The organism is Streptomyces calidiresistens, assembly GCF_014141525.1.
Lineage (GTDB): Bacteria > Actinomycetota > Actinomycetes > Streptomycetales > Streptomycetaceae > Streptomyces > Streptomyces calidiresistens.
On sequence record NZ_VKHS01000024.1, the window covers coordinates 1 to 19,655 of the forward strand.

Annotated in this window: 16 protein-coding genes, 1 tRNA gene and 1 pseudogene; 8 read left to right on the forward strand and 10 right to left on the reverse strand. The window is 64.2% G+C overall.

Annotated elements, in window-relative coordinates; all coding sequences use genetic code 11:
- Positions 1-105 precede the first annotated feature (105 nt).
- From lysA to FOE67_RS02390, 3 genes are all read right to left on the reverse strand, one after another.
- A complete protein-coding gene (gene lysA, locus FOE67_RS02380; protein ID WP_182660070.1) occupies positions 106-1,500 on the reverse strand; it encodes a diaminopimelate decarboxylase in 1,395 nt (464 codons plus the stop codon).
- A gap of 299 nt (positions 1,501-1,799) precedes the next feature.
- Positions 1,800-2,657 (reverse strand): DALR anticodon-binding domain-containing protein, encoded by an 858-nt coding sequence (locus tag FOE67_RS02385; RefSeq protein ID WP_182660071.1) that lies wholly within the window; start codon positions 2,655-2,657, stop codon positions 1,800-1,802.
- 26 nt (positions 2,658-2,683) lie between these two features.
- Complete coding sequence (locus FOE67_RS02390; RefSeq protein ID WP_182660072.1) at positions 2,684-3,088, reverse strand: response regulator; 405 nt, start codon at positions 3,086-3,088, stop codon at positions 2,684-2,686.
- 259 nt (positions 3,089-3,347) lie between these two features.
- Here FOE67_RS02390 and FOE67_RS02395 point away from each other — a divergent pair.
- Positions 3,348-3,419: transfer RNA gene (locus tag FOE67_RS02395), tRNA-Arg, on the forward strand.
- 180 nt (positions 3,420-3,599) lie between these two features.
- Here FOE67_RS02395 and FOE67_RS02400 read toward each other — a convergent pair.
- The 5 genes from FOE67_RS02400 to FOE67_RS02420 form a co-directional block, all read right to left on the reverse strand.
- On the reverse strand, positions 3,600-4,604 hold the full coding sequence (locus tag FOE67_RS02400) for an IS481 family transposase (protein ID WP_182660073.1): 1,005 nt from the start codon (positions 4,602-4,604) through the stop codon (positions 3,600-3,602).
- The gene (gene erm / locus FOE67_RS02405) at positions 4,601-5,446 is read right to left on the reverse strand and encodes a 23S ribosomal RNA methyltransferase Erm (RefSeq protein WP_182660074.1); all 846 of its coding nucleotides are present in this window, start codon (positions 5,444-5,446) and stop codon (positions 4,601-4,603) included. Before erm ends, FOE67_RS02400 begins: the two co-directional genes overlap by 4 nt.
- Positions 5,447-5,684: 238 nt before the next feature.
- Positions 5,685-6,509 carry a restriction endonuclease gene (locus tag FOE67_RS02410; RefSeq protein ID WP_182660075.1) on the reverse strand — a complete coding sequence of 275 codons (825 nt, stop codon included), beginning with the start codon at positions 6,507-6,509 and terminating at the stop codon, positions 5,685-5,687.
- A 228-nt stretch (positions 6,510-6,737) separates the two neighbouring features.
- Entirely contained in the window at positions 6,738-7,604 is an 867-nt protein-coding gene (locus FOE67_RS02415; RefSeq protein ID WP_182660076.1) for a DNA-processing protein DprA, read from the reverse strand.
- Position 7,605: 1 nt separating this feature from the next.
- Positions 7,606-8,352: a hypothetical protein gene (locus FOE67_RS02420; RefSeq protein ID WP_182660077.1), complete on the reverse strand. Its 747-nt coding sequence runs from the start codon at positions 8,350-8,352 to the stop codon at positions 7,606-7,608.
- 870 nt (positions 8,353-9,222) lie between these two features.
- Between FOE67_RS02420 and FOE67_RS02425 the strand changes: the two genes are divergently transcribed.
- From FOE67_RS02425 to FOE67_RS02455, 7 genes and pseudogenes are all read left to right on the forward strand, one after another.
- Positions 9,223-11,436: a hypothetical protein gene (locus tag FOE67_RS02425; RefSeq protein ID WP_182660078.1), complete on the forward strand. Its 2,214-nt coding sequence runs from the start codon at positions 9,223-9,225 to the stop codon at positions 11,434-11,436.
- A gap of 749 nt (positions 11,437-12,185) precedes the next feature.
- Positions 12,186-12,797, forward strand: a complete 612-nt coding sequence (locus FOE67_RS02430; protein WP_323384068.1) for a PIN domain-containing protein — start codon at positions 12,186-12,188, stop codon at positions 12,795-12,797.
- 717 nt (positions 12,798-13,514) lie between these two features.
- A pseudogene (locus FOE67_RS02435) lies at positions 13,515-14,348 on the forward strand (IS5 family transposase).
- Positions 14,349-14,432: 84 nt separating this feature from the next.
- On the forward strand, positions 14,433-15,800 hold the full coding sequence (locus FOE67_RS02440; RefSeq protein WP_323384073.1) for a DNA cytosine methyltransferase: 1,368 nt from the start codon (positions 14,433-14,435) through the stop codon (positions 15,798-15,800).
- A 61-nt stretch (positions 15,801-15,861) separates the two neighbouring features.
- On the forward strand, positions 15,862-16,701 hold the full coding sequence (locus tag FOE67_RS02445; RefSeq protein WP_182660080.1) for a hypothetical protein: 840 nt from the start codon (positions 15,862-15,864) through the stop codon (positions 16,699-16,701).
- A gap of 401 nt (positions 16,702-17,102) precedes the next feature.
- Complete coding sequence (locus FOE67_RS02450) at positions 17,103-17,408, forward strand: hypothetical protein (protein ID WP_182660081.1); 306 nt, start codon at positions 17,103-17,105, stop codon at positions 17,406-17,408.
- 30 nt (positions 17,409-17,438) lie between these two features.
- A complete protein-coding gene (locus FOE67_RS02455; RefSeq protein ID WP_182660082.1) occupies positions 17,439-17,948 on the forward strand; it encodes a hypothetical protein in 510 nt (169 codons plus the stop codon).
- 595 nt (positions 17,949-18,543) lie between these two features.
- Here the strand turns inward: FOE67_RS02455 and FOE67_RS02460 are convergent.
- Positions 18,544-18,729, reverse strand: coding sequence for a DUF397 domain-containing protein (locus FOE67_RS02460; RefSeq protein ID WP_182660083.1), 186 nt, complete (start codon positions 18,727-18,729; stop codon positions 18,544-18,546).
- Positions 18,726-19,589 carry a helix-turn-helix domain-containing protein gene (locus tag FOE67_RS02465; protein ID WP_182660084.1) on the reverse strand — a complete coding sequence of 288 codons (864 nt, stop codon included), beginning with the start codon at positions 19,587-19,589 and terminating at the stop codon, positions 18,726-18,728. The genes FOE67_RS02460 and FOE67_RS02465 overlap by 4 nt, the downstream gene beginning before the upstream one ends.
- Between the last annotated feature and the right edge of the window lie 66 nt (positions 19,590-19,655).

The following is a 19,655-nucleotide window of genomic DNA, read 5'->3' on the forward strand; positions in this document are numbered from 1 at the left end:
CCCCTCCCCCGCGCCGGCGGGCCCGGCGGCGGCGCGATCCCGCACCCGCCCCCGGGCCCGCCGGCGCCTGGTCGGCCGCCGCCGGTCGCAGTCGACCGGTCGCCGTCAGCCGACGTCCAGCCGCAGCAGGTCCTCCTCCGTCTCCCGCCGCATGATGACCCGCGCCCCCGACTCGTCCACCGACACCACCGGGGGACGCGGCACGTGGTTGTAGTTGCTCGCCATCGACCGGCAGTACGCGCCCGTCGCCGGCACCGCCAGCAGGTCACCGGGGGCGGTGTCCGCCGGCAGCCAGGCGTCCCGCACCACGATGTCGCCGCTCTCGCAGTGCTTGCCCACCACCCGGCACAGCGTCGTCGGACCCTCGGGGGCGCGCGAGGCCACCGTCACCGAGTACTCCGCGTCGTACAGCGCGGTGCGGATGTTGTCCGACATGCCGCCGTCCACGCTCACGTACGTGCGCAGCCCCGGCAGCTCCTTGACCGTGCCCACCTCGTAGAGGGTGAACGTCGTCGGCCCGGCGATCGCCCGCCCCGGCTCCACCGACAGGCGCGGCACCGCCAGCGAGGCCGACTCGCACTCCCGGGTGACGATCTCCGACAGCCCCTTGGCGATCTGGTGCGGCTCGCGCGGGTCGTCGGCCGGTGTGTAGGCGATGCCCAGGCCACCGCCCAGGTCGATCTCCGGCAACTCCAGGCCGTGCTCGTCACGGATCGCCGCCATCAGCCCGACCACCCGGTGCGCGGCCACCTCGAACCCGGAGGTGTCGAAGATCTGCGAGCCGATGTGCGAGTGCAGACCGATCAGCTCCAGCGAGTCCGGGTGCGCCAGGACCCGGCGCACCGCCTCCGCCGCCCGGCCGTCCGCCAGGGCGAGGCCGAACTTCTGGTCCTCATGCGCGGTGGCGATGAACTCGTGGGTGTGCGCCTCCACGCCCACCGTCACCCGGATCTGCACCCGCTGGCGCACCCCGTGCCGACGGGCCGCCTCGGCGACCCGCTCGATCTCGGCGAGGGAGTCCAGCACGATCCGGCCCACGCCCGCCGACACGGCGCGGTCGATCTCGGCGAGGGACTTGTTGTTGCCGTGCAGCGCGATGCGCTCCGGCGGCATCCCGCCGGCCAGCGCGGTGGCCAGCTCGCCGCCGGTGCACACGTCCAGGTTCAGGCCCTCCTCGTGCAGGCGGCGGACCACCGCCCGGCACAGGAACGCCTTGCCGGCGTAGAAGACGTCGGCCTCGTCGCCGAACGCCTCGCGCCAGGCGCGGCAGCGCGCCCGGAAGTCGGCGTCGTCCAGGATGTAGGCGGGGGTGCCGAACTCGCGGGCCAGGTCGCGGACGTCCACGCCCGCGACGGTCAGGGCGCCGTCGGCGCCACGGGCCACCGAACGGGCCCAGATGCGGGGGTCGAGGGCGGCCGGGTCGGCCGGCGGGGCGAGGTGGTGGGACTCGGGCAGCACGTCGGCGTGCCGGGGACCGGCCGGGTGGGCGGAACGACTCATGAGAGGTGACGACTCTTTCTGCTCGGGTTCTCTCCGGACCTGTCCGGGGCGGGCGCGGGCGACGGGCACGGTGACGGCGGCGGGCGGGTCCGGGGCCGCGGCGATCGACTCGCCGGGTTCGGACACCCCACCGCCACCACGATGCCCGACGCCCGGGCCCCGGACGGAGTCCGTGGGATCGGGAGTGACCGGCACGACACACCGGCGACCGCCGCCCCGGCTCCCGCACTCCCGAACGGGAGCGCGCGGCGGGGTGACTCGGCGGGCCCGCGGTGGACTGTCGGTGGGCCGGTCGCGGACTAGAGGTGATCGGGGGCGTTGACGCCCAGGCGGTGGAGGCCGTCGGCGAGCACCGTTCCGGTCGCCAGGGCGACGGCGAGGCGGACACGGTGGACGGCCCCGGGTTTCTCCTCCCCGACCGGGAGGGCGGGGGCGGTGGTCTCGGCGGTGAGGAGGGCGTCGGCGAGGGAGACCAGGAACCGCGCCACCGCTCCCCCGGCCTCGCCGGGCGTGCCCTCCGCGTCGAGGGCGGCCGTCAGCGCGTCGCGCAGCCGGGGGTACTCGGCGATCAGCCGCACCACCTCCGACCGCCCGGCCCCCGCCGGCGTGACGGCGTCCGTGTCACCGGGCCCCTCCGCCGCGTCGCCCGCCGGGGCGGGCGTCAGGCCCATCGCCGCGCCGCCGCGCAGCAGGGCGCGGCAGCGGGCGTGCGCCCAGCGCACCGTGAACAGGGGGTTCGGCTCGCGCTGCACCAGCAGCTCCGCCGGGTTCCCGCCGGCGACCGCCGCCCACCGGGCGACGTCCCGCGCCGGGTCCTCCGGCCACGGGGCGACCGGCGGGGCGTCCAGCCAGGGGGCGAGCACGGCGGCGTCGGCGTCCTCCGCGAGGTGGATGTCGAGGAAGCCGGGGCCGGCGACCTCCACCCGGGCCACGCCGGGGGTGGCAGCCAGGTGGGCGCGCAGGGTCTCGGCGACCTCCCGGCCGGGGCGCCCGGCGGGTCCCGCCAGGGCGAGCGCTATGCCGGTGGACCAGTCCGCGTCCCCGTGCGGGGGGCGGCGCACGCCGGCGCGGCCGGGCACGGCCACGCGCAGTTCACCGCTCCGCACGGCGTGCCGGACGGAGCGCAGCACGGCGTCGGAGAGCTGGGCCGGGGTCACGGGCACAGGGTACGAGAGGGAGGGGGCTATCCCGCCAACGAGTTCGCCGGTTGGACACCGTGCGGGCGACCGGTGCGGGCCAGACGGCGGACATGGCCGGCCAGCTCGGCCGGTTCGAAGGGCTTGGCCACCACGGCGTCCACGTCCACCGGTATGTACGTCTCCACGGCGGCGCTGACCTGGACCAGCGGGAGGTGGACGGTGCGCGGGTTCTCCCGCAGCGCCCGCACCGTGCGGGGGCCGTCCATCCCGGGCATGGCCATGTCCAGGGTGATCACATCGGGGCGGAACCACGGGACCGTGTCCATGCACTCGGCACCGTCGGCCACCGTCACGACCTCGAACCCGTCCAGTTCGAGGATGACTCTGATCAGCTGCCGGATCACCGGGTAGTCGTCGACCACCAGGACCCGGCCCAACGCGACTGGCACCCCTCCACAGTAGGACCACCGAGCATCCTGTGTACGCGCTTTCCCGGAACCTGCTACCGACGCGTAGCCCCACCTGCGACGCCACCGCGACGCGCCGGGGGCGGGCACGCCCCGGGGCGGCTCCGGCGCGGCTTCGGGAGCCCTCCGGGGCACCGCTGCCCGGCCGTTCCCGGGGCGCGACCCACCCGCGCACAACCCGGTACGGGGCACCCCCTCGGAGCTGGTAGTGTTCTTCCCGTCGCCGCGAGACGGCGACACCGCCCCCGTAGCTCAGGGGATAGAGCAACGGCCTCCGGAGCCGTGTGCGCAGGTTCGAATCCTGCCGGGGGCACTTCGCCTCAACCAGCACGATGATGCGGTTGACCAGCGCAGATGCCAACGACAAAGGGCGGGAACCAGTCTCACTGGGTCCCGCCCTTTGTCGTTGTTGCGCGCTGATCGCGATAGAGCTGCGATAGAGCTGGCCGCCACCGTCCACCCGTCTCGGACGGAGCTACCACCGGCGCGTGCGCTAGCTGTATGAGGGCTGGACGTTAGTGACGCCCTCCCGGAGTCGAGATGCTGGTGGCAGGCCCCCTGCGCCGCTGTGCCGGCGGTGGTAGTTGTAGTGGATGTTCCAGACAGCGATCGCGGACGAGCGGGCCTTTTCGCTGTTGAACTCTCGGGCGTAGAGCAGCTCCTCGGCCAGGATTCTCTGGTAGCGCTCGACCTTTCCATTATGTCGCGGGGTGTACGGCTTGGTCTTCTGATGCCGGGTGCTCTTGCCTACGATCCACGCGAAGTCACCGGACCGGTAGCACGCCCCGTTGTCGGTAACGACACGGTGGATGTGGGTGATGCCGTGAGCTGCGAACCAGGCCCTGGCCCTGGCCAGGAACGCCGCCGCGGTGGCTCCCTTCTCGTCCGACAACGGCTCTGTGTAGGCGAGCCGGGAGAAGCCGTCGACGGCCGAGTGCAGGTAGGTGTACCCGCGTTTCGCGCCAGCTGTTTTCGCTCGACTGACAGTCTTGGTCCGGACGCTGTCGCGGCCATGGATGCGCCAGCCGCCACCGTCGGGGATTCGGCCGACCTTCTTCACGTCCAGGTGGACCATGTGACCGGGCCACCGGGCGACGATCTTCCCGGGATTGCGGTTGTTGTCTCCGCCGGGATCGATGAACCTGCGTCTGCCCAGGCCGAGCCTGGTCAGGTGCCGAGTGACAGTGCGGCGGTCAATCCTGAACCCACTGTCGGCAAGCTCGTCGCTGATGCGCTGAGCCGACCACTTATGCTCGCGCCGCCAGGTCTCGATCTGCTTAACGACCCATGCCGGCGTCGCGCTGGGGCTCCGATGTGGCGTCGACGATCGATCGCGCAGCCCGGAATCGCCATGTCGTCGCCATCGATTCACCCACTTCGATGCGCATGCGCGAGAGATGCCCATCTCGGTTGCGACGTGTGCGATCGAGCGGGCACGGCAGCGTCGGATCAGCCGTCGACGGCCTTCGAGGCTGAGGGGTGCGTTGGCGTGGGTCATCGACCTCGCCGCCGTGCGGAGTGGGTAGGGTGTGCGTTCTTTCCGGTTTTGGCGCCCTTCGTAGGCGACGCGCTGGTGAAGAGGCGAGCCCACTGTTCCGCTGAGAGATCTTTGGGCAGGGACGAGGGGAGTATCCCCTCATCCCTCAACAACCGGTGCGCTCCCCGCTGTCCGAGTGAGCTGGATACGTTGGCCAGGATCTCGCCGATGCCCCTGCCCCTACCGGTGAAAACGTCATGGACGAACTGTCGGTAGGTCTCTCTTGCGTCCAGGCGGAGCAACGGGGGCGGGCGACGAGTCATCACCAAGAGGCCACCGTCCACGCTCGGGGCTGGCTTGAACGCCGACCGGGGCACCCGCCCGTGCAGACTGAAGTCGATCCAGGGCCACCACTGCGCGGTTATCATGCTGCTACCACCGATGCCGGCACGCCGGCGGGCCACTTCCCACTGCACGAGTAGGAACACCCGGGTCCAGGCTCCATCGTGCAGCAATTTGCGGAGGATGGCTGTGGTCAGGTGGAACGGAACGTTGCCCACCACCACATACGGAGTGGTCGGTAGCGTCCAGTGGAGGAAGTCTGCGTTGACGACGGTTACGTGTTTCCGGGCGCGGAACTGACTGGTCGATGCAAGTCGGCCCGCCAGTCGGCTATCGATCTCGACAGCAGTCAGGGACCGGCCGAGCTTTTGCAGCTCTCTTGTGAGCCGGCCTTGGCCTGGGCCGATCTCGATGATCGGACCGGTCGAGTCGGCTACCAGCCGAGAGAGCCGGTCGATCGTGGTGTGGTCAGTGAGGAAGTTCTGGCCGTGCTCATGTCGGCCGCCACGGTAAGTGGGCATAGAGGAAGGACGCTCCATCGAAGCAGGCGTCCGGGCATGCAGAAGCGCCGCCCGGCTGGACTCGCGGAGCGGCAGAACGTCCTGGAGCAGGTTCTGCCGCTAGAAGCGGCGGAACCTCACTGCAATTGAAGGGCTACCCATAGCCCCCACTGTATCGTGCCAGGGCTGCTCAGCAGCAGATCAAGGGCTAGGGGCCCTCCTGCCTCCAGAGCGGTCTGGGCAGTACTGGATTCGTCCGTCAAGGCACAGCCTCGCCAACGTCAACAATGTCCTTGCCCGCAACACCCAGCACCCAGCGCAGCGCAGAAATCTTTCCGTGCACGAAACCCCAGCCCCAGTCATCCCAGGGGCCCACGTTATCTTTCCCGTAGCGCTCCTCAACTGCGCGCATTCCAGCCTCCATACGAGCTTGAAGCTCGGGGGGAATGGGCTCGCCCTCACCCTCTTGTACATTCTCTTGCAGGATGATTTTTCGAACGTACCAAATCTTGTCGAAGAATTCGTTCTCCGCCTTCAGGATCTCGACCGTAGACCTCATTGGCTGGCGAATGACGCCATACCTGGTCATAAGGTCAGGATGTTTGGCGATTATTCGTTCCAGTGACGGCCTCTCCCAGTGTCGAATACGAAAGGGAGAATTTCGATTTGACTGGTAGGAAGCGATCCAGTCCTTGGCCGGGTTCGACAGGAATCCGGAGGCGAGGACTAGTGCTGTGATCGGACGCTCAGCCTCGGCCCACGTGAAAAGGCCCTGAAATGACTCGGGAGGCGCCCCACGCTTGTAGTGCTTACAATCGACGAACCATGTCTCAAAGTACCGATGTCCATCGATATCTGTTCGCTCCAGTTGAGCAACGATGCCACGACCACGATCGGACGGACTTGCCTTCTTATTAGTCCCTTTTCGCCAGTCCACGTTGACGAACCCGAGCCGCACGAGCAGGTCGTAACAGAACTCCTCGAATTCCGTCGGATCGAGATTTTCGAAGGAGAGCGGGCCGGTGATCGGTTCGAGTGGAGGATCCTCGTTGGCGTCAAGAGACGCCGCGTCGTCGCTGTTCATACCGGCATGGTGTCCCATGCGTCCCTCCGGGTGGTCCGGATCTCATGAGAACGACCGGGCACGATCGCGAACGATCAGCGTAGGTCAGCGCTACGCCCTGCCCTGGCCGATGGCTTCGAGGATTGTTTCCGCACGACTGGCCTCCGGCTCACCCCCTCCTCTCGCGTTGCTCCAACGCTGGACCTCGAGCATCCCACAGGTACGCGGCAAAGTTGAGGGCAACAGCCATCAAACAGGCAGAGTCAGTTGCGCAGCGCCGTTGTTGCGAGGTCGCTTATCCAGGATGCGACCAAGCGATTCGCGAGAATCAACCGGATACCCCCCCTTGCCGAGGAGAATCCTGTTTCCAGCAGGGGTCTCCTTTCCGAAATTCAGAACGAGGACCGGTCGACCCATCCGGATGGCACCTTCGCCAGCGGCCAGCGTCCCGCCCCGCTCTCCCGCCTCGACAACCACAAGTGCCTGACCTAGGCCGTAAATGATCCTATTCCTCGTCATTGCGGCATGGGCCAGCCAGGGTTGCGTGGGCGGAAACTGCGAGAGAACAAGTACACGATCGCGATCAAAGTCCTTAGCGAAGGCTTTCTTGATTTTGAAGTGATCGAACCCTTCAGCAAGGACTATAACCGTGGACCCACCACCACGGAGCGCCGCCAAGTGAGTTGCTGTATCCACGCCCTTTGCGTATCCCGAAATCACGCTCAGGCCGCGACTACTCACCTCTTCCCCGCAGGCAATCGCGGCCTTAAGGCCCAGCTCGCTAACGGCACGAGAGCCGCACATTCCGATTCCGTCCGCTTTCAGCAACTTCGCGTTGCCGTAGCAGAAAAGAACAGGAGCGCCCGACTTCTCCCGATGGATTAACATATCCGGATAGGATGACTCCCCACGCAGAACAGCGTAGATTCCTCGCTCAGCTAGCACTGCCGCTTTCTGGCGGCATGCTTGAGCCACTGCCTCGTCCAGGTTGAGTGCTAGCTCCTCCAGCCCTGCGGGGCCCTTTTCGCGCAATACTGCGTCTATGCGCGCCGGAGTCCTTGCCGTCTCGAAGGCGACTAGAGCCAGGAACATCGAGTCATAGTTCTTTTGGGGCATCTCAGTTCCTCATCGTTCGCACCGCCGCCAGACCAAAGGCACGCCGTGCACCAGCACGCTTCGCTGTTCTAGCGACTGCATTCATTGTCGTGCCGCTCCTATAAACGTCGTCCAGGACGATCACGTCGCCAGAAATTCTGCCAGGCATTGCGAAGTGACCGTCGGCTACTGCCGTCGTCCCCTCTTTAGCCTGAGGCCGCGATCCACCCGGAGATTCCGTCCGTATGATTTGCTTCCCGGTGTTCGATGCCACCTTAGCTGCCAGCCGTTCCCCGAAGCTCTGCCCGTCCGCCTTATGCCCTGGAACTGTCACGATATTAGGGCATCCCCGAAGAAGAGGATGCCCCTCTATCACACTGGAAAATTTGCCCAACAGTTCCGTTCGAGCCTTTTTTCTGGCCGTTCCCGGGGAATAGTACTTACTTCGATGGATGAGCTCACCAGATTCCGTATTAGGCCACTTCATGGGATCATCTCCGACCGGATCTTTGTACCAATCGAAGGCGATCGCGAAGTCGAGGTCACCCTTTGTCGTCAGAGATAAAACCCCTTTAAGGAGTTCGCAAACGGAACACAGCTCTTCTTTATCTGATTCCACGAGGTGGAATCTGTGAGTCCATTCCCTCCGCTTTTCGTCCGCGAGTTCTTCAGGAGTGCACTTATCGAGCAACCGTATCTGGTGCGCCACTTCCTCCGGGCCGCAAAGGTAGAGCCACCAATCTGGCGTCACCTTCTCGGCGAGCTTCATCAGCGCGTACTCCTTGAGCCGGTTCGCACGACCATCTGGAATAAATGCGGGCCACACGATGCGCACCTAGCACCCCCTCCGCCAACTGGCTAACCAAGTCAGCCTAGTGACGTGACAGCGGCTTGTCTCAAGGATCACGGAGCCCTCTCGCGCTCGCCTGTCACCCCCTCGCACCAATGGATCACACGTTCGAATCTGGGCATGAAGGCAGTATGGACGTAGGCACTGGCAACGGGCCGCACCGCCCTCTCCCTCTCCAGTGCCCTGTAGATGGTGAGCTCCACGCGAGACGTCAGCCCAGGCTTGTATGGCATCCGCGCTCCCGAGTCGTGGTCAACAGGAGCAGCACCGTACGCCGCAGCGAGCAACTGCGTGCGGACCTGTGGATAACCTCCCACTACGCATGTTGGCCAGGCGTCCAGCCAAGAAGGGCCTTCGGAACTGAGTGTCTAACTGCGTGACAACGACCACGTACGGCGGCGCACGTCCACGCACGTTCAGGAACAGTCAGCGCAGGTCAGCGCCCCGCTCTCTCCTGGCCCGACGCTGACCAAGGTTGCTTCGGGACGAAGAGGTCGGTGCCAGACAAGCCGAAACCAGGCTCAGGGGCGATCAGCGCAGAGCACGGTGGTAGCGGAGGTGCGCTTCGCTGATCTGGTGGGCGGCGTGCCGGCGGAGTTCGCCTGGAAGGGTGTCGTCCGCGGTCGTTCGCACTGTGCCGTCAGTGCTGCCCTTTTGCCGCCGGTTGTCCTGAGTGGCCTCACCCCAGGCTGGCATCGCGGCACAGGGGGCGCCCAACTCATCGCGTCACATAGGCTTCGGGGCCGAGCGGTGTGCGAGCAACAGTCGTCGTGGTGGGTGGGAGCACGAATGGCAGGATCGCTGATTCCTGGGTACGAACAGACACTAGCGCTCGGCTTCGAGCACTTGGGATCTGCCGGGGTACAGCCAGTCGTTTTGACGAGTAGTGAGCTCTCTGACGGCGAGGCATTCGAAGCGCCGGAGGGCTGGACTTCCTACCGAGAACCTGTGTGGTCGCACCTGACCGTCAGCGTTGAGGAACTACTCAAGCAGGGTCCCGTGCTGCTGGTACCGCCGTGGGAGCAGAAGCTGATGTCCGGCAGGAGGAGAGAGGCGCAGGGGAGCACCCTTGCCGAGATGTTGGGCACCTGCCTGCCTGCACGACCTGACTCTTTGATGGCCATCCTGCTTCCCGCAACCGCTTTTGTTTCGGAGGCACCGTGGGCCGTGGACTGTCGAACAGCCATAGCGGAACACTGGGACACACTCATCGTCGCCTTTGGTGAAGGCGTGGTGGTGGGGGCGCATTCTAGCTTTGCAGTTGCGGCTGTCTTCCTGCGTGCCCGCGCTGAAACCCGACCTCCGCTGAGGATTTTCCGTATGTCTCAGCGGGATGACCCGACAACGATTACGCAGGACTTCGAGCGCCTACTTAATCGAGGTGGCGGTCGTGTGTCCCATGGTTATGTGGCCCGAGCAGTGCCAGCACCACATGAGAGTCTCGCATTCGACCTCCATGATCCGACCCTTTTGGACCGTCGGGATGAACTGGCCAGCTTCGGTAGTGTGAGAAGACTGGGTGACCTGTACGACAGCTTGCCGAGGGTTCACATGGCTAGTGATTCGCGTTGGATCCGCTCTGAACAGAGTCCTGAAACAGTGCGGCTAATCGGTGGGCGTGATATCAGTCGCGATGGCATGATTACGGCGCCGTCGGACGATACGTATTGGGCCGAGGTGCCAGAAAAATACTTGTTGGCCCCCGGTGACCTTGTGGTGGGCGCCGTGTCTCGGACGAGTGACCTTTACGGCTTCAGAGCAGCACAGGTGACGGCCGAGAGCCTGCCAATGGCTGCCAGTCATATGACCATCGCGCTTCGCCCTCGCCAAGAACTAGAGCCACAGCAAGTCCGTCTTGCACTGATGTTCTTGCGCACAAAGCTGGCCCGTGCTCTGGTTGGGGCGGACGGTGCTCACGTCAATGTTCGCCAGTTGCAAGCTCTGCCCATCCCACAACCGGACGAGGCTCTGGCCAAAGCGCTAGACGATTTGACTAGTGTCAAGCAGCAACTCAGGAACTGGGAAGCAGAAGCAGACACAGTCCTTGAGTCCGTGTTCCTGGAAAAGACCGCAGCTCTGGCCAGGTCACGTGTTATCCGGTCAGGACGCACGCTCCGCCTGAGAGCGGAGGCTGCTTCCCAGATCGATGATCTGGGTTATACGGTGCGCACTCGCTTTCCTTACCCCGTGGCCTACCGGTGGCGGGAGACGGAAGCTCACTTGAGCGAGGGAGATTCCCAAACAGCATACGGCGCTGTACTTGATGCTGCCGAAATCCTACTTTGTTACACCGCGCAACTCGCACTTGCCTTGGCCCGGTCAGCCGGGACCGAGCTAGGCGCGGTTGCAGCCATTAAAGAGAAATTTGCTGGAGGGCGCAGCGGACCGGGATTCGGAGACTGGGTGGCCGTACTCCAGGAGGTCGCCACCAGTCGCAAGTTGCGCAAGCTGCCCGCCGAGCATCCCTTGAACGAAATCCGGTCCTTCCTCTCCGACGATGATGCGGCTAATGCGTGCAAGCGACTGAACGATCGCCGTAATGATCAGGCTCATTTGCGCCGCGTCGACTCCATTGACCTTCCGCACGCCATCAAGGATGCATTCAATGACTTCGAAACCCTGGTAGACAATGCGCGATTCCTCGCCGACTGGCCTCTGCTAGACATCGCCGAAGTTCGCTGGGACTCCTTGGTTCGAACTTCCCGGGTTCGGTACCGCGAACTGATGGGTGACCACCCCGTCGTGCCCATCAAGGCCATGACTCTGCCCAGCAATGACCTTGAGCCGGGCAGCCTGTATCTCCGTGATCCCAACCATGGGCTTCACCTGCTGCGGCCGTTCTTGATCGGTCAGGACTGTATTAAATGCCGCACCTGGTCGACGTTCCACGTGGACCGGGTACCCAAGGGGCAAGTACTGCTAAAGAGTCTCGAACACGGGCACGTCTTCAAGGATCCTGCCACGGATACGGCTTCTGTCCTGCGCGTCGTAGGCCTGTTGTAGATCTTCTGGACTGCCCGGATCCCTATCGGTGTCGACAGCACGCCGCCATCAAGCACGGCAGATGGGCGCGAATGCTTGAGGGTGCCAAGAGGCAGACGGCAGTGGGTGGTCGGCGCTGTCGAAGACCTGCCGTGGCAAGTGAGTGCGGCCGTCTCCGCGCAGCCTCGGCCGGCAGTACCGGCATCCGTCAGGACGCATCGCAGTCGGCCTGTGCACGGTATGCGATAGGGAACGGTCCCACTCTGCTCTCTTCGGAGAAAACCCGCAGGTCAGGCTGCACTCCTTGAGTCGCCATGGCATGCCCTCCGGAGCCGTGTGCGCAGGTTCGAATCCTGCCGGGGGCACCTTGCACGAGGTGCCCAAAGACCCCGTCATCAGCGGAAACGCTGATGACGGGGTCTTCGCGTATGTGCAGCCGTATGCCACTCGGAGCGGCCGTATGCCGGGGTCCGTGGACGAGGCGTGGACGAGATCTTGGAGCATCGCTGCAGTTGAGGCCCGAGGAATAGCCATCAGGTCCACAGTCCTCATGCCTGGGTCATACCGGCTGTCCTGGCCCTGATTTCAAAGCGTGAGTCCGGCTGGCCCCTCGCCGCCCCTCAGCGCCTCAACGGCCCGAAAGGGGTCATGAGCGGATCGCATGCTGCCTCAAGCAGCACCAGCATGATCGGTTGCGATACTCGAGTGCGGTTGAAGCGCATGACTTGAGACCCTGGGATCCACCATCGGATCGCACAGAGGCGCATACCGTGATCTTTCTCGACACGTGCATCATTAGGTCCTTGAGACTCAAGGACAGCAGCGCTGACCTGCTGCGCGCGGTCGGCGAGCGCGTCGGTATCCCGTGGATGGTGGCGGAGGAACTCGTCGCGCAGCGAGTCATCAGCTACCGGGACGCGCACGACTCGGCAGTTGCGGCATTGAGGGAGGTTGAGCACCACACGCCATGGGACACAAGCAATCAGCTTGAGAATCCCGATTTCGAACGCATCCGGAAATACTGGATGAAAATGTACGGAACACTCGCGGAGATCCTTCCGTCAAGCCCAACAGTCATGCGCGAGGCGCTCTTCCGAGAAGCGAACGTACTCCCGCCCTGCATAAAGGCGGGCAAGAACAAGACTGATTCCAGGGACGCCGTCATCTGGCTCTCGGCCGTCGAGTACGCGCGTGAACACCCCGAAGAGACTATCTACTTCATCAGCGAAAACCACCGCGACTTCACCCAAGGCAACGCGTATCCCAGCCCCATGGACATGGATGTCAGCGATCTCGGTGATCGGTTCGAGCACTTGACGACGCTCGCCGAATTCGTCCAGCGGTTCACAAATCCGACCAAGGCGAACAAGGCCCTTTCGTGAGAGATCCTTAGCTCTGCAACCTCAATCCATGCGATCACAGCGGCCGCAGAGAAGCTCATTACGGGCACGGAGCCCATCCTGTGCGCGACGTCCGTCGGCGCAGTAGAACAGTAGGTGAGTATCTCGACTGCCCGCTCTTTCTCCCCTCTCAAATCAACGCTGCATACAGTGAGCAACGTCCATGCCTACCGTATCGGCGATCACGAGTGGTACACGGCAGACGCTGTATGGCACATGGCTGGCTTGGCCTTTCTAGACGAGGCTGACGTCAGCGCCGCAGGTGTCACCTGGAACACTTCGCTGCTTTTCGCACCCAATGCGGAGGACTCGCGTGTGACGGTTCTCCGGCACGACCCGCCGCAGCCCTTGTCCGCTGCCGAGTTCAAAGCTATTGATGTCAAAGCCACCGTGGTCGAAAGGCTTGCCCCGGCGGTCACCCAGTTCGCCGAACTCCTGAATCACCTGTCCGTGCAGGTTCCTGCGGCTAGGGGGGTTCCTCGGGCCTACGAAGGCGCGCTGAAAGAGGCAGGCTCGCCAGGAAGCCCTCCAGCGACGGTTGGCGAGCCACTTCGACCATCCAGGACACGACTCGTAGGCCCCGGACATGATGCCTGGGGCACCGCGGGGGTACCTCTATGTTCGTCAACCTCGGGCCGGGTAGTTGGGGTGGTTCGTCCGGGCAGGGGTTAGAGCGTGTCCTATGTGGGGTGTGGCTCGTTGACTGGACATGGGGAGTGGGGCCGGTGGGGTTGGATCGTTCCGGATGATTTGTGGGAGCCCGTGGAGCCGTTGTTGCCGTGCGAGCGGGTGCGGCCGCAGGGCGGGGGGACGCGGAACACTCCTGATGAGGCGGTGTTCGCCGCGATCGCGTACGTGCTCAACAGTGGGTGTGCGTGGCGGCATCTGCCGCTGTGTTTCGGGATCCCCGGGTCCACCGCGCACCGGCGGTTCCCAATCCGGCCCAGGGCCGGGATGTGGGCGCGGTTGCACCGGGCGGTGCTCGATCAATTGGCGGCCGCGGAGCTGCTCGACCTGCCCCGGGTGTTGATCGACACCGCCCGGGCGCGGGTCAAAAAAGGGGGCGAGCACCCGGGTCCGAGCCCCGTGGACGGGGGCAGGGCGGGTTCCAAGATGCATGTTCTGTCCGATGCGAACGGCCTGCCCCTCATGGTCACCGTCCCCAGGGGGGCAACACCCGCGACAGCCAGGGATTGAAGCCGCTGTTGGCCGCTCTCCCATCGGGACACAACCCCGAACGCGGCCGTCACCGCCGCCCCAGGGCGGGTCCATGCGGACAAGGCCTACGACATCCCCGACCTGCGTCGATGGATGCGCGGCAAACGCCTGGCCGTTCGTATCGCACGCAAGGGCGTGGAGAGTTCCCAACGCCTCGGACGACAGCGGTGGAAGATCGAGAGGACCATCGCCTGGCTGGTCGGCTACCGCCGGCTGTCCCCGCGCTACGAGCGGCACTCCCCCAACTACCCGGCCTTCCTCGGCCTGGCCACCACCCTCGTCTGCTACAAACGCCTCCGCCGACTCACCACATAGGACAGGCTCTTAGCCTGTCAGGAATGCAACTATTGCCCCATTTGAGTTACTTGTGGTGCACCTCAGGGCTATCAGGTCGGACTGGTGGCCTTCACGGTGTTCGAGGTCCTGGTGATGCTAGTCTTCACTCTGATCATCAGGAGGCGTGCTATGGGTAGTGAGATCGACATCAATGAGAATGGTGCCGCACCGACTACCCCAAGAGCGGGAACCTACAAGGTCGTAGACCTCTTCTCTGGTGGCGGAGGCATGAGTTTCGGCTTCCATGCTCACCCTCGCTTTGAGGTGATCGGTGCGGCCGACGCTCAGCTGGGGAAGCCAAGCAGCCCCAAGGGTTCCCTGGCTTGCAACAGCACCTACGAGGCAAACATCGGGATCACCCCCGTCGAGACCGATTTGGGAACAGTGGATCCCCGGCTCCTCATGCAATCCATGGGCGTAACCTCTCCTATCGATATCCTGTCCGCATGTCCTCCTTGTACAGGTTTTTCGCGGACTAACGCCAAGAACCACCTCGAAGACGATAAGAGAAACAGCCTGGTTAGGCGCACCATCGTCTACGTCGATGCATTCCAACCGAAAATTCTCGTCATGGAGAACGCCCGAGAGCTACTCCAGGGACGCTGGGCACATCATTTCGAAATCCTGAGAAAGGATCTCGAGGCTCGAGGCTACACGGTTCACGCGGAGAATCACTTCCTGAACACATTCGGCCTCCCCCAGGTACGCGAACGGGCACTCGTGATTGCGGTCTCCGAAGGCTACGATCTGCGCACACTCGAAGACGCATGGGCTGGCCGCTCCTTGGCGCAGGAGGCGACTACTGTACGCCGCGCCCTCAATGGCCTTCCCTCTATCAAAGCTGGCGAGGCACATCCCGAGGACGACGCGCACGCATCTCCAAGCTTCAACTCGCCAGCGACGCTAGGCCGTCTTCAGAAGATTCCTCACGACGGAGGGTCCTGGCGGGACCTTCTCGACGTTCCAGAGGGTATGAATTACCTGACTCCCGCCATGAGAAAGTCCGTGGAAAAGAACGACTTCGGGAGCTTCCCTGACGTTTACGGACGCATGGCGTGGAACCGCCCCGCACCGACCATTAAGCGCGAGTGCGCCCACGTGGGCAACGGACGCTATTCACATCCCACCGAAGACCGCCTTTGTTCGGTACGTGAACTGGGGATTCTCAACGGATTTCCCCGATCCTATAAATTCGAGGGTACAAGCCTCAGCAACAAGTACCGGCACATCGGTGACGCCGTCCCACCGCTTGTGAGCTACCAAATCGCTTCCGTCTGCCACTGGATCCTGACAGGGAAGCGGCCACTCATCGAGGACTTGATCCTACCGGGCACCCATCTGCGACCGGAAGATATCCAGGATTCCGATACGAGTCAACCTCTCACTGATAAATTGGAAACCCAATCCACGCGAGAAGCCGTGGCAGCCTGAGACTTGAATACACAACGGGAATCACCTTGCTTACAAGGTAAGACCTTGAAGAGGAACCGTGATGAATGGTGCTGCTCGCGAAGAATTGATCGACGCTATAGATCAACTCGACGATCATCAAGCGCATCTCGTCCAACAAGTTGTGGCACATATTCACGGCTCACTCAATGTAGGCGACACCTATGGCCTGATAACCCAGTGCACCGAAGCGCAACTCAGGCAGATTCGAAACATCGTGCAGGCGATGCTTCGCCCCATCACTGAAATTATCAATCCGGATAGCAACCTAATCGGTGGTGCATTCTCTGCCGAGTTTAAGGCTCGGCTACAGGCCCATCATGGCACTCACGCGAATCCGCTGGACCGGCTCGCTTTTGAAAATGCCCTTGCGGCGTCATGTCTCGCCGAGGGCATGACAGTGGAAATGGCTCCCAGTAAGACCACACGCTTCTGGGATCTCCGGGTAAACGGAGATCAGTTCTCTGCAAAAAGCACAAGCGCGCGCGACATCAAACCTCACGAGCTACACATCTCGAAGCTAAGCGAAGCGGCTTGGATTCAGGACTGCCGGTCAGCTCGAACGCGCTATGAGCGAACCATGGGCCTTTTCGAAGAATTCCTAAATGCCGTACAACGCTGGATCGTCCTGCGTGCTTTCAGACTCAAAAGCGATCCAACGACGCAGATTTATGAACTGGTCGAAATCCCCATGTCACTCTTCGCCGCCGTCGACCAACTGAATATTCATGATTTTTCGTCGGACGCACCGCGCATTGATATTCACGATGAACACGGCATGGCATTGCAATTGTGCCTGGACCGCAGCGATTCTAAGATCACGATAAAAAAGATTCCCAAAGATCGCTGCATCGTGCACGGGACGTGGAGGCTCGAAGCCTGAAACCTGGGCATGGCGCTGGGGATGTTGCAGTGCACAAGGGATGGAGTACAGCAGCCCCTTCGACCATTGCTATCGTTTAGACTTCGCAGTCCGCCCGATCGGCTCAGCAATCTCCGTGTTCGCAGTACGCATCGAGGTCATGTCAGCAACCGACGCCCTTGGACCATCCATGAACAAGCGATCGAGAATCGCTCAGCTGTAGGACGACGACCTGCGCACACTTTGAGACTGAAGTTTCTTCCGGAATCGTATGCGCAGGTTTGATGCCTGCCGGGGCACAGTGTAGAGATACTTAAGACCCCCCACCAGCCATACAGTTAGCAGTGCGTTTCTCTGCTCGAACGGCTGTGGAGAATACCCTGAGTGCGCAACTGGCTAACACAGATGATCCGTTGGTCCCCATGCCCGAGCTCTCCCCGGATGCCCTGCTGGCCGCCGTGGCTCGCATCGCCCCCAGTCGGACTTCGGTCCTCACCAGCCATCTCTTCGAAGCGACGACCAACGCCCAACAGACGCAGAGCCTCGCCCCGCTGCGGGCCTTCGTCCACTCTTGGGCCGTGTTCGTCGCCATCGAACGCCATCCGGCACGGGCCGCCCGACTGCGAGAATTGGAACGCCTCGTGGACGCGGGCCACGAGGACCCCACCGAGGCCATTGCCGAGATCCGGAGGATCCGGATGGCAGCGGAAGCGGAAGTCGGCCTGTGACTTCGCGGAGTTGGAGCCACACCCATGCCCATGTCAGAGGTTGAGCAGCGACGGATCGCGATGGTGGGTACCGCGTGTGCCGTGCCCGTCCTGACGGGAGCCGTGGTGCTCCATATTCGGCTCGGCGACACCCTGGTGGGCTGGGCGCGGGATTGGCCCGGAGGTCCGGTGGCCTTCATGGCAGCCCTGGCAGTGGTCGCAATGGGATCGTTGCTGATGCTGGGGGCCGTGTGCCTGATGCACGCGTGGCCCGAGCGGACTCCCGAACGACTACACCTCTCGGGCAACGCCCGACTGGTGTGGGCCGTGCTCTCCGGCCTCCTGGCGGCGGTGACCGCCGTGCCATTGGCACTGACACTGCGTCGGCCGGGCGCCGACACTGATCGGCTGAACTGCCAGATGAACGCCCTGGACTGTTACCTACGAGCCGAGGCACCCTCCGCCATACCCGTGTGGATTACGGTCTTCCTGGTCACCGGAGCGTTGGGTTCCCTGGTTTTGCATCACGTGCTGGGTCGAGTGCCGACCGATACCCCTTGAGCCCTTTCCCGGTTTCGGTTCGAGGCGGGGGAGGGGGACCGGGGCCACGGTGAAAGAGGGCGAGGCGACCCCCAAGGCGTCCGGATGTCCGGGGTGGCTGCCACTCCGGTCTCCGGGTTCCGGGCATAGGTCCGGGCGGGATGCCCGGTGAGCGGCTGGGATGCCAAGGAAGCGGTAGTGCGGCGGCCCGTGTACAAGCGGCTGCTGTGGCTGGAGCACGCCAGGTCACCCGCTCAGGGCGCCGGGGTTGGCAGACCGAGCCGGCACACCTGCATCGGTTACTGATCACCGGGGCGGGTGTGCCCTCCTGGCGTTTCCCACGCTGTACGCCCAGCGCCTGGCGTATCTCGCTCGCGGGCGGCGTCTCCCCGGGGAGGTGCTGCGCACTCTGCCGGCGGATGCTTCCGTGATCCGACGCGGGTACTGGCGATTCGTCGGTCCGGGCACCGCCGGTGTGGCCGCCGCTGCGGCCCTGGCTGGAGTCTTGATCGCTCTCCGGGCGCTTCTGTAACGACCCGGCCGCGTCGCCGGGCAGGGGGCCGGACTTCCCCGCCGTCCGGTCGGTTCCCGCCCCAGGGTGCGGGGCGGGGAGGGGTCAGGCTTCGGTGGCGAAGGTGAGGAAGTGGGTCCACTGGCCGGGGGTGACGGCGAAGTGGGGGCGGGTGGTGTCCTTGGAGTCGCGGACGCATACGGCACGTTCGGCCCGGGCAACCTCAACACAGCTGTCGCCCTGGGTGCCGCTGTAGCTGGACTTGAACCAGGCGAGTTCCGTCGTCTTCACAGCTCTCCTCGCAGTCGCTCCAGCAGGCCCCGCGAGTCATCGGGGGTGAGGGCCTGTGAGCGCAGTCTGTCATAGCGCTGGTGGAGGAGACTCACCTCTTTCGCGTCGGAGATGAGGCGGCCGTTCTCCTGCCCTTCCGAGTACGCCAACCGCCTGCGTTCGGGAGTCTCCAGCAGTTGGAGGGGGCCATCCAGGCAGGCGTGGACCCGCGCTCGGAGCGGGAGAATCTGAAGCGTCACGTTGCGCAGTTCGGTCACCTCCAGCACCCGGGTGAGCAGGCCGCGCGTCACCTCGGGCCCTCCCAGCTCACGGCGGAAGACATGTTCCTCCACGATGAAGCTGAACAGCGCGTCGGACTTCTCCTCCAGAGTCCGCTGCCGTTCCAATCGGGCGGTGACCTGGACTTCCAACTGTTCGTCCGACAGCGGCGGGATGCTGTTCTCGAACACGGCCCGGGCGTAGCCCTCGGATTGGAGGAGGCCGGGGACGAGCCTGCACTCGTAGGTGGACAGGCTGACCGCGACCCGTTCGAGGCGGGCCCAGCGGCGGAACCAGACGGCCAGGCCCGCCTCGCCCCGGGTGAGGAAGGCCGCCGCGCGGCGCAGGGCGCCGGTGTTGCCCAAGGCCTCGTCCGCGCGTTCGACGAAGGAGATGTCGGGCATCCGGCGCCCCAGTTCCACCGAGGCCACGGTGTGTTTGGAGAACCGCACCATCTCGCCGAACTCGGCGCGGCTGAAGCCGGCGTGTTCGCGCAGCGCCTGGACCATGGCGCCGAAGGTGCGCAGACTGTCCGAGGGGGTGGGTTCGCGTTCCAGGCCCTCCTCGGCAGGGGGTGGGGCGGTGTCGGTGCTGTCCGTCATGCGGGGCGCCTCCGGGTGGTTCCGTGCCGTCGTACGCGCCGCGTCCCCTCCCCCGCGGCCCTCCCC

Coding starts and splice junctions, on each gene's coding strand:
- FOE67_RS02450 (WP_182660081.1), top strand. CDS start 17,103: ATGCCCGAGCTCTCCCCGGATGCCCTGCTGGCCGCCGTGGCTCGCATC.
- FOE67_RS02425 (WP_182660078.1), top strand. CDS start 9,223: ATGGCAGGATCGCTGATTCCTGGGTACGAACAGACACTAGCGCTCGGC.
- lysA (WP_182660070.1), bottom strand. CDS start 1,500: ATGAGTCGTTCCGCCCACCCGGCCGGTCCCCGGCACGCCGACGTGCTG.
- FOE67_RS02445 (WP_182660080.1), top strand. CDS start 15,862: ATGAATGGTGCTGCTCGCGAAGAATTGATCGACGCTATAGATCAACTC.
- FOE67_RS02465 (WP_182660084.1), bottom strand. CDS start 19,589: ATGACGGACAGCACCGACACCGCCCCACCCCCTGCCGAGGAGGGCCTG.
- FOE67_RS02400 (WP_182660073.1), bottom strand. CDS start 4,604: ATGACCCACGCCAACGCACCCCTCAGCCTCGAAGGCCGTCGACGGCTG.
- FOE67_RS02455 (WP_182660082.1), top strand. CDS start 17,439: ATGTCAGAGGTTGAGCAGCGACGGATCGCGATGGTGGGTACCGCGTGT.
- FOE67_RS02410 (WP_182660075.1), bottom strand. CDS start 6,509: ATGAACAGCGACGACGCGGCGTCTCTTGACGCCAACGAGGATCCTCCA.
- FOE67_RS02420 (WP_182660077.1), bottom strand. CDS start 8,352: ATGAAGCTCGCCGAGAAGGTGACGCCAGATTGGTGGCTCTACCTTTGC.
- FOE67_RS02415 (WP_182660076.1), bottom strand. CDS start 7,604: ATGCCCCAAAAGAACTATGACTCGATGTTCCTGGCTCTAGTCGCCTTC.
- erm (WP_182660074.1), bottom strand. CDS start 5,446: ATGCCCACTTACCGTGGCGGCCGACATGAGCACGGCCAGAACTTCCTC.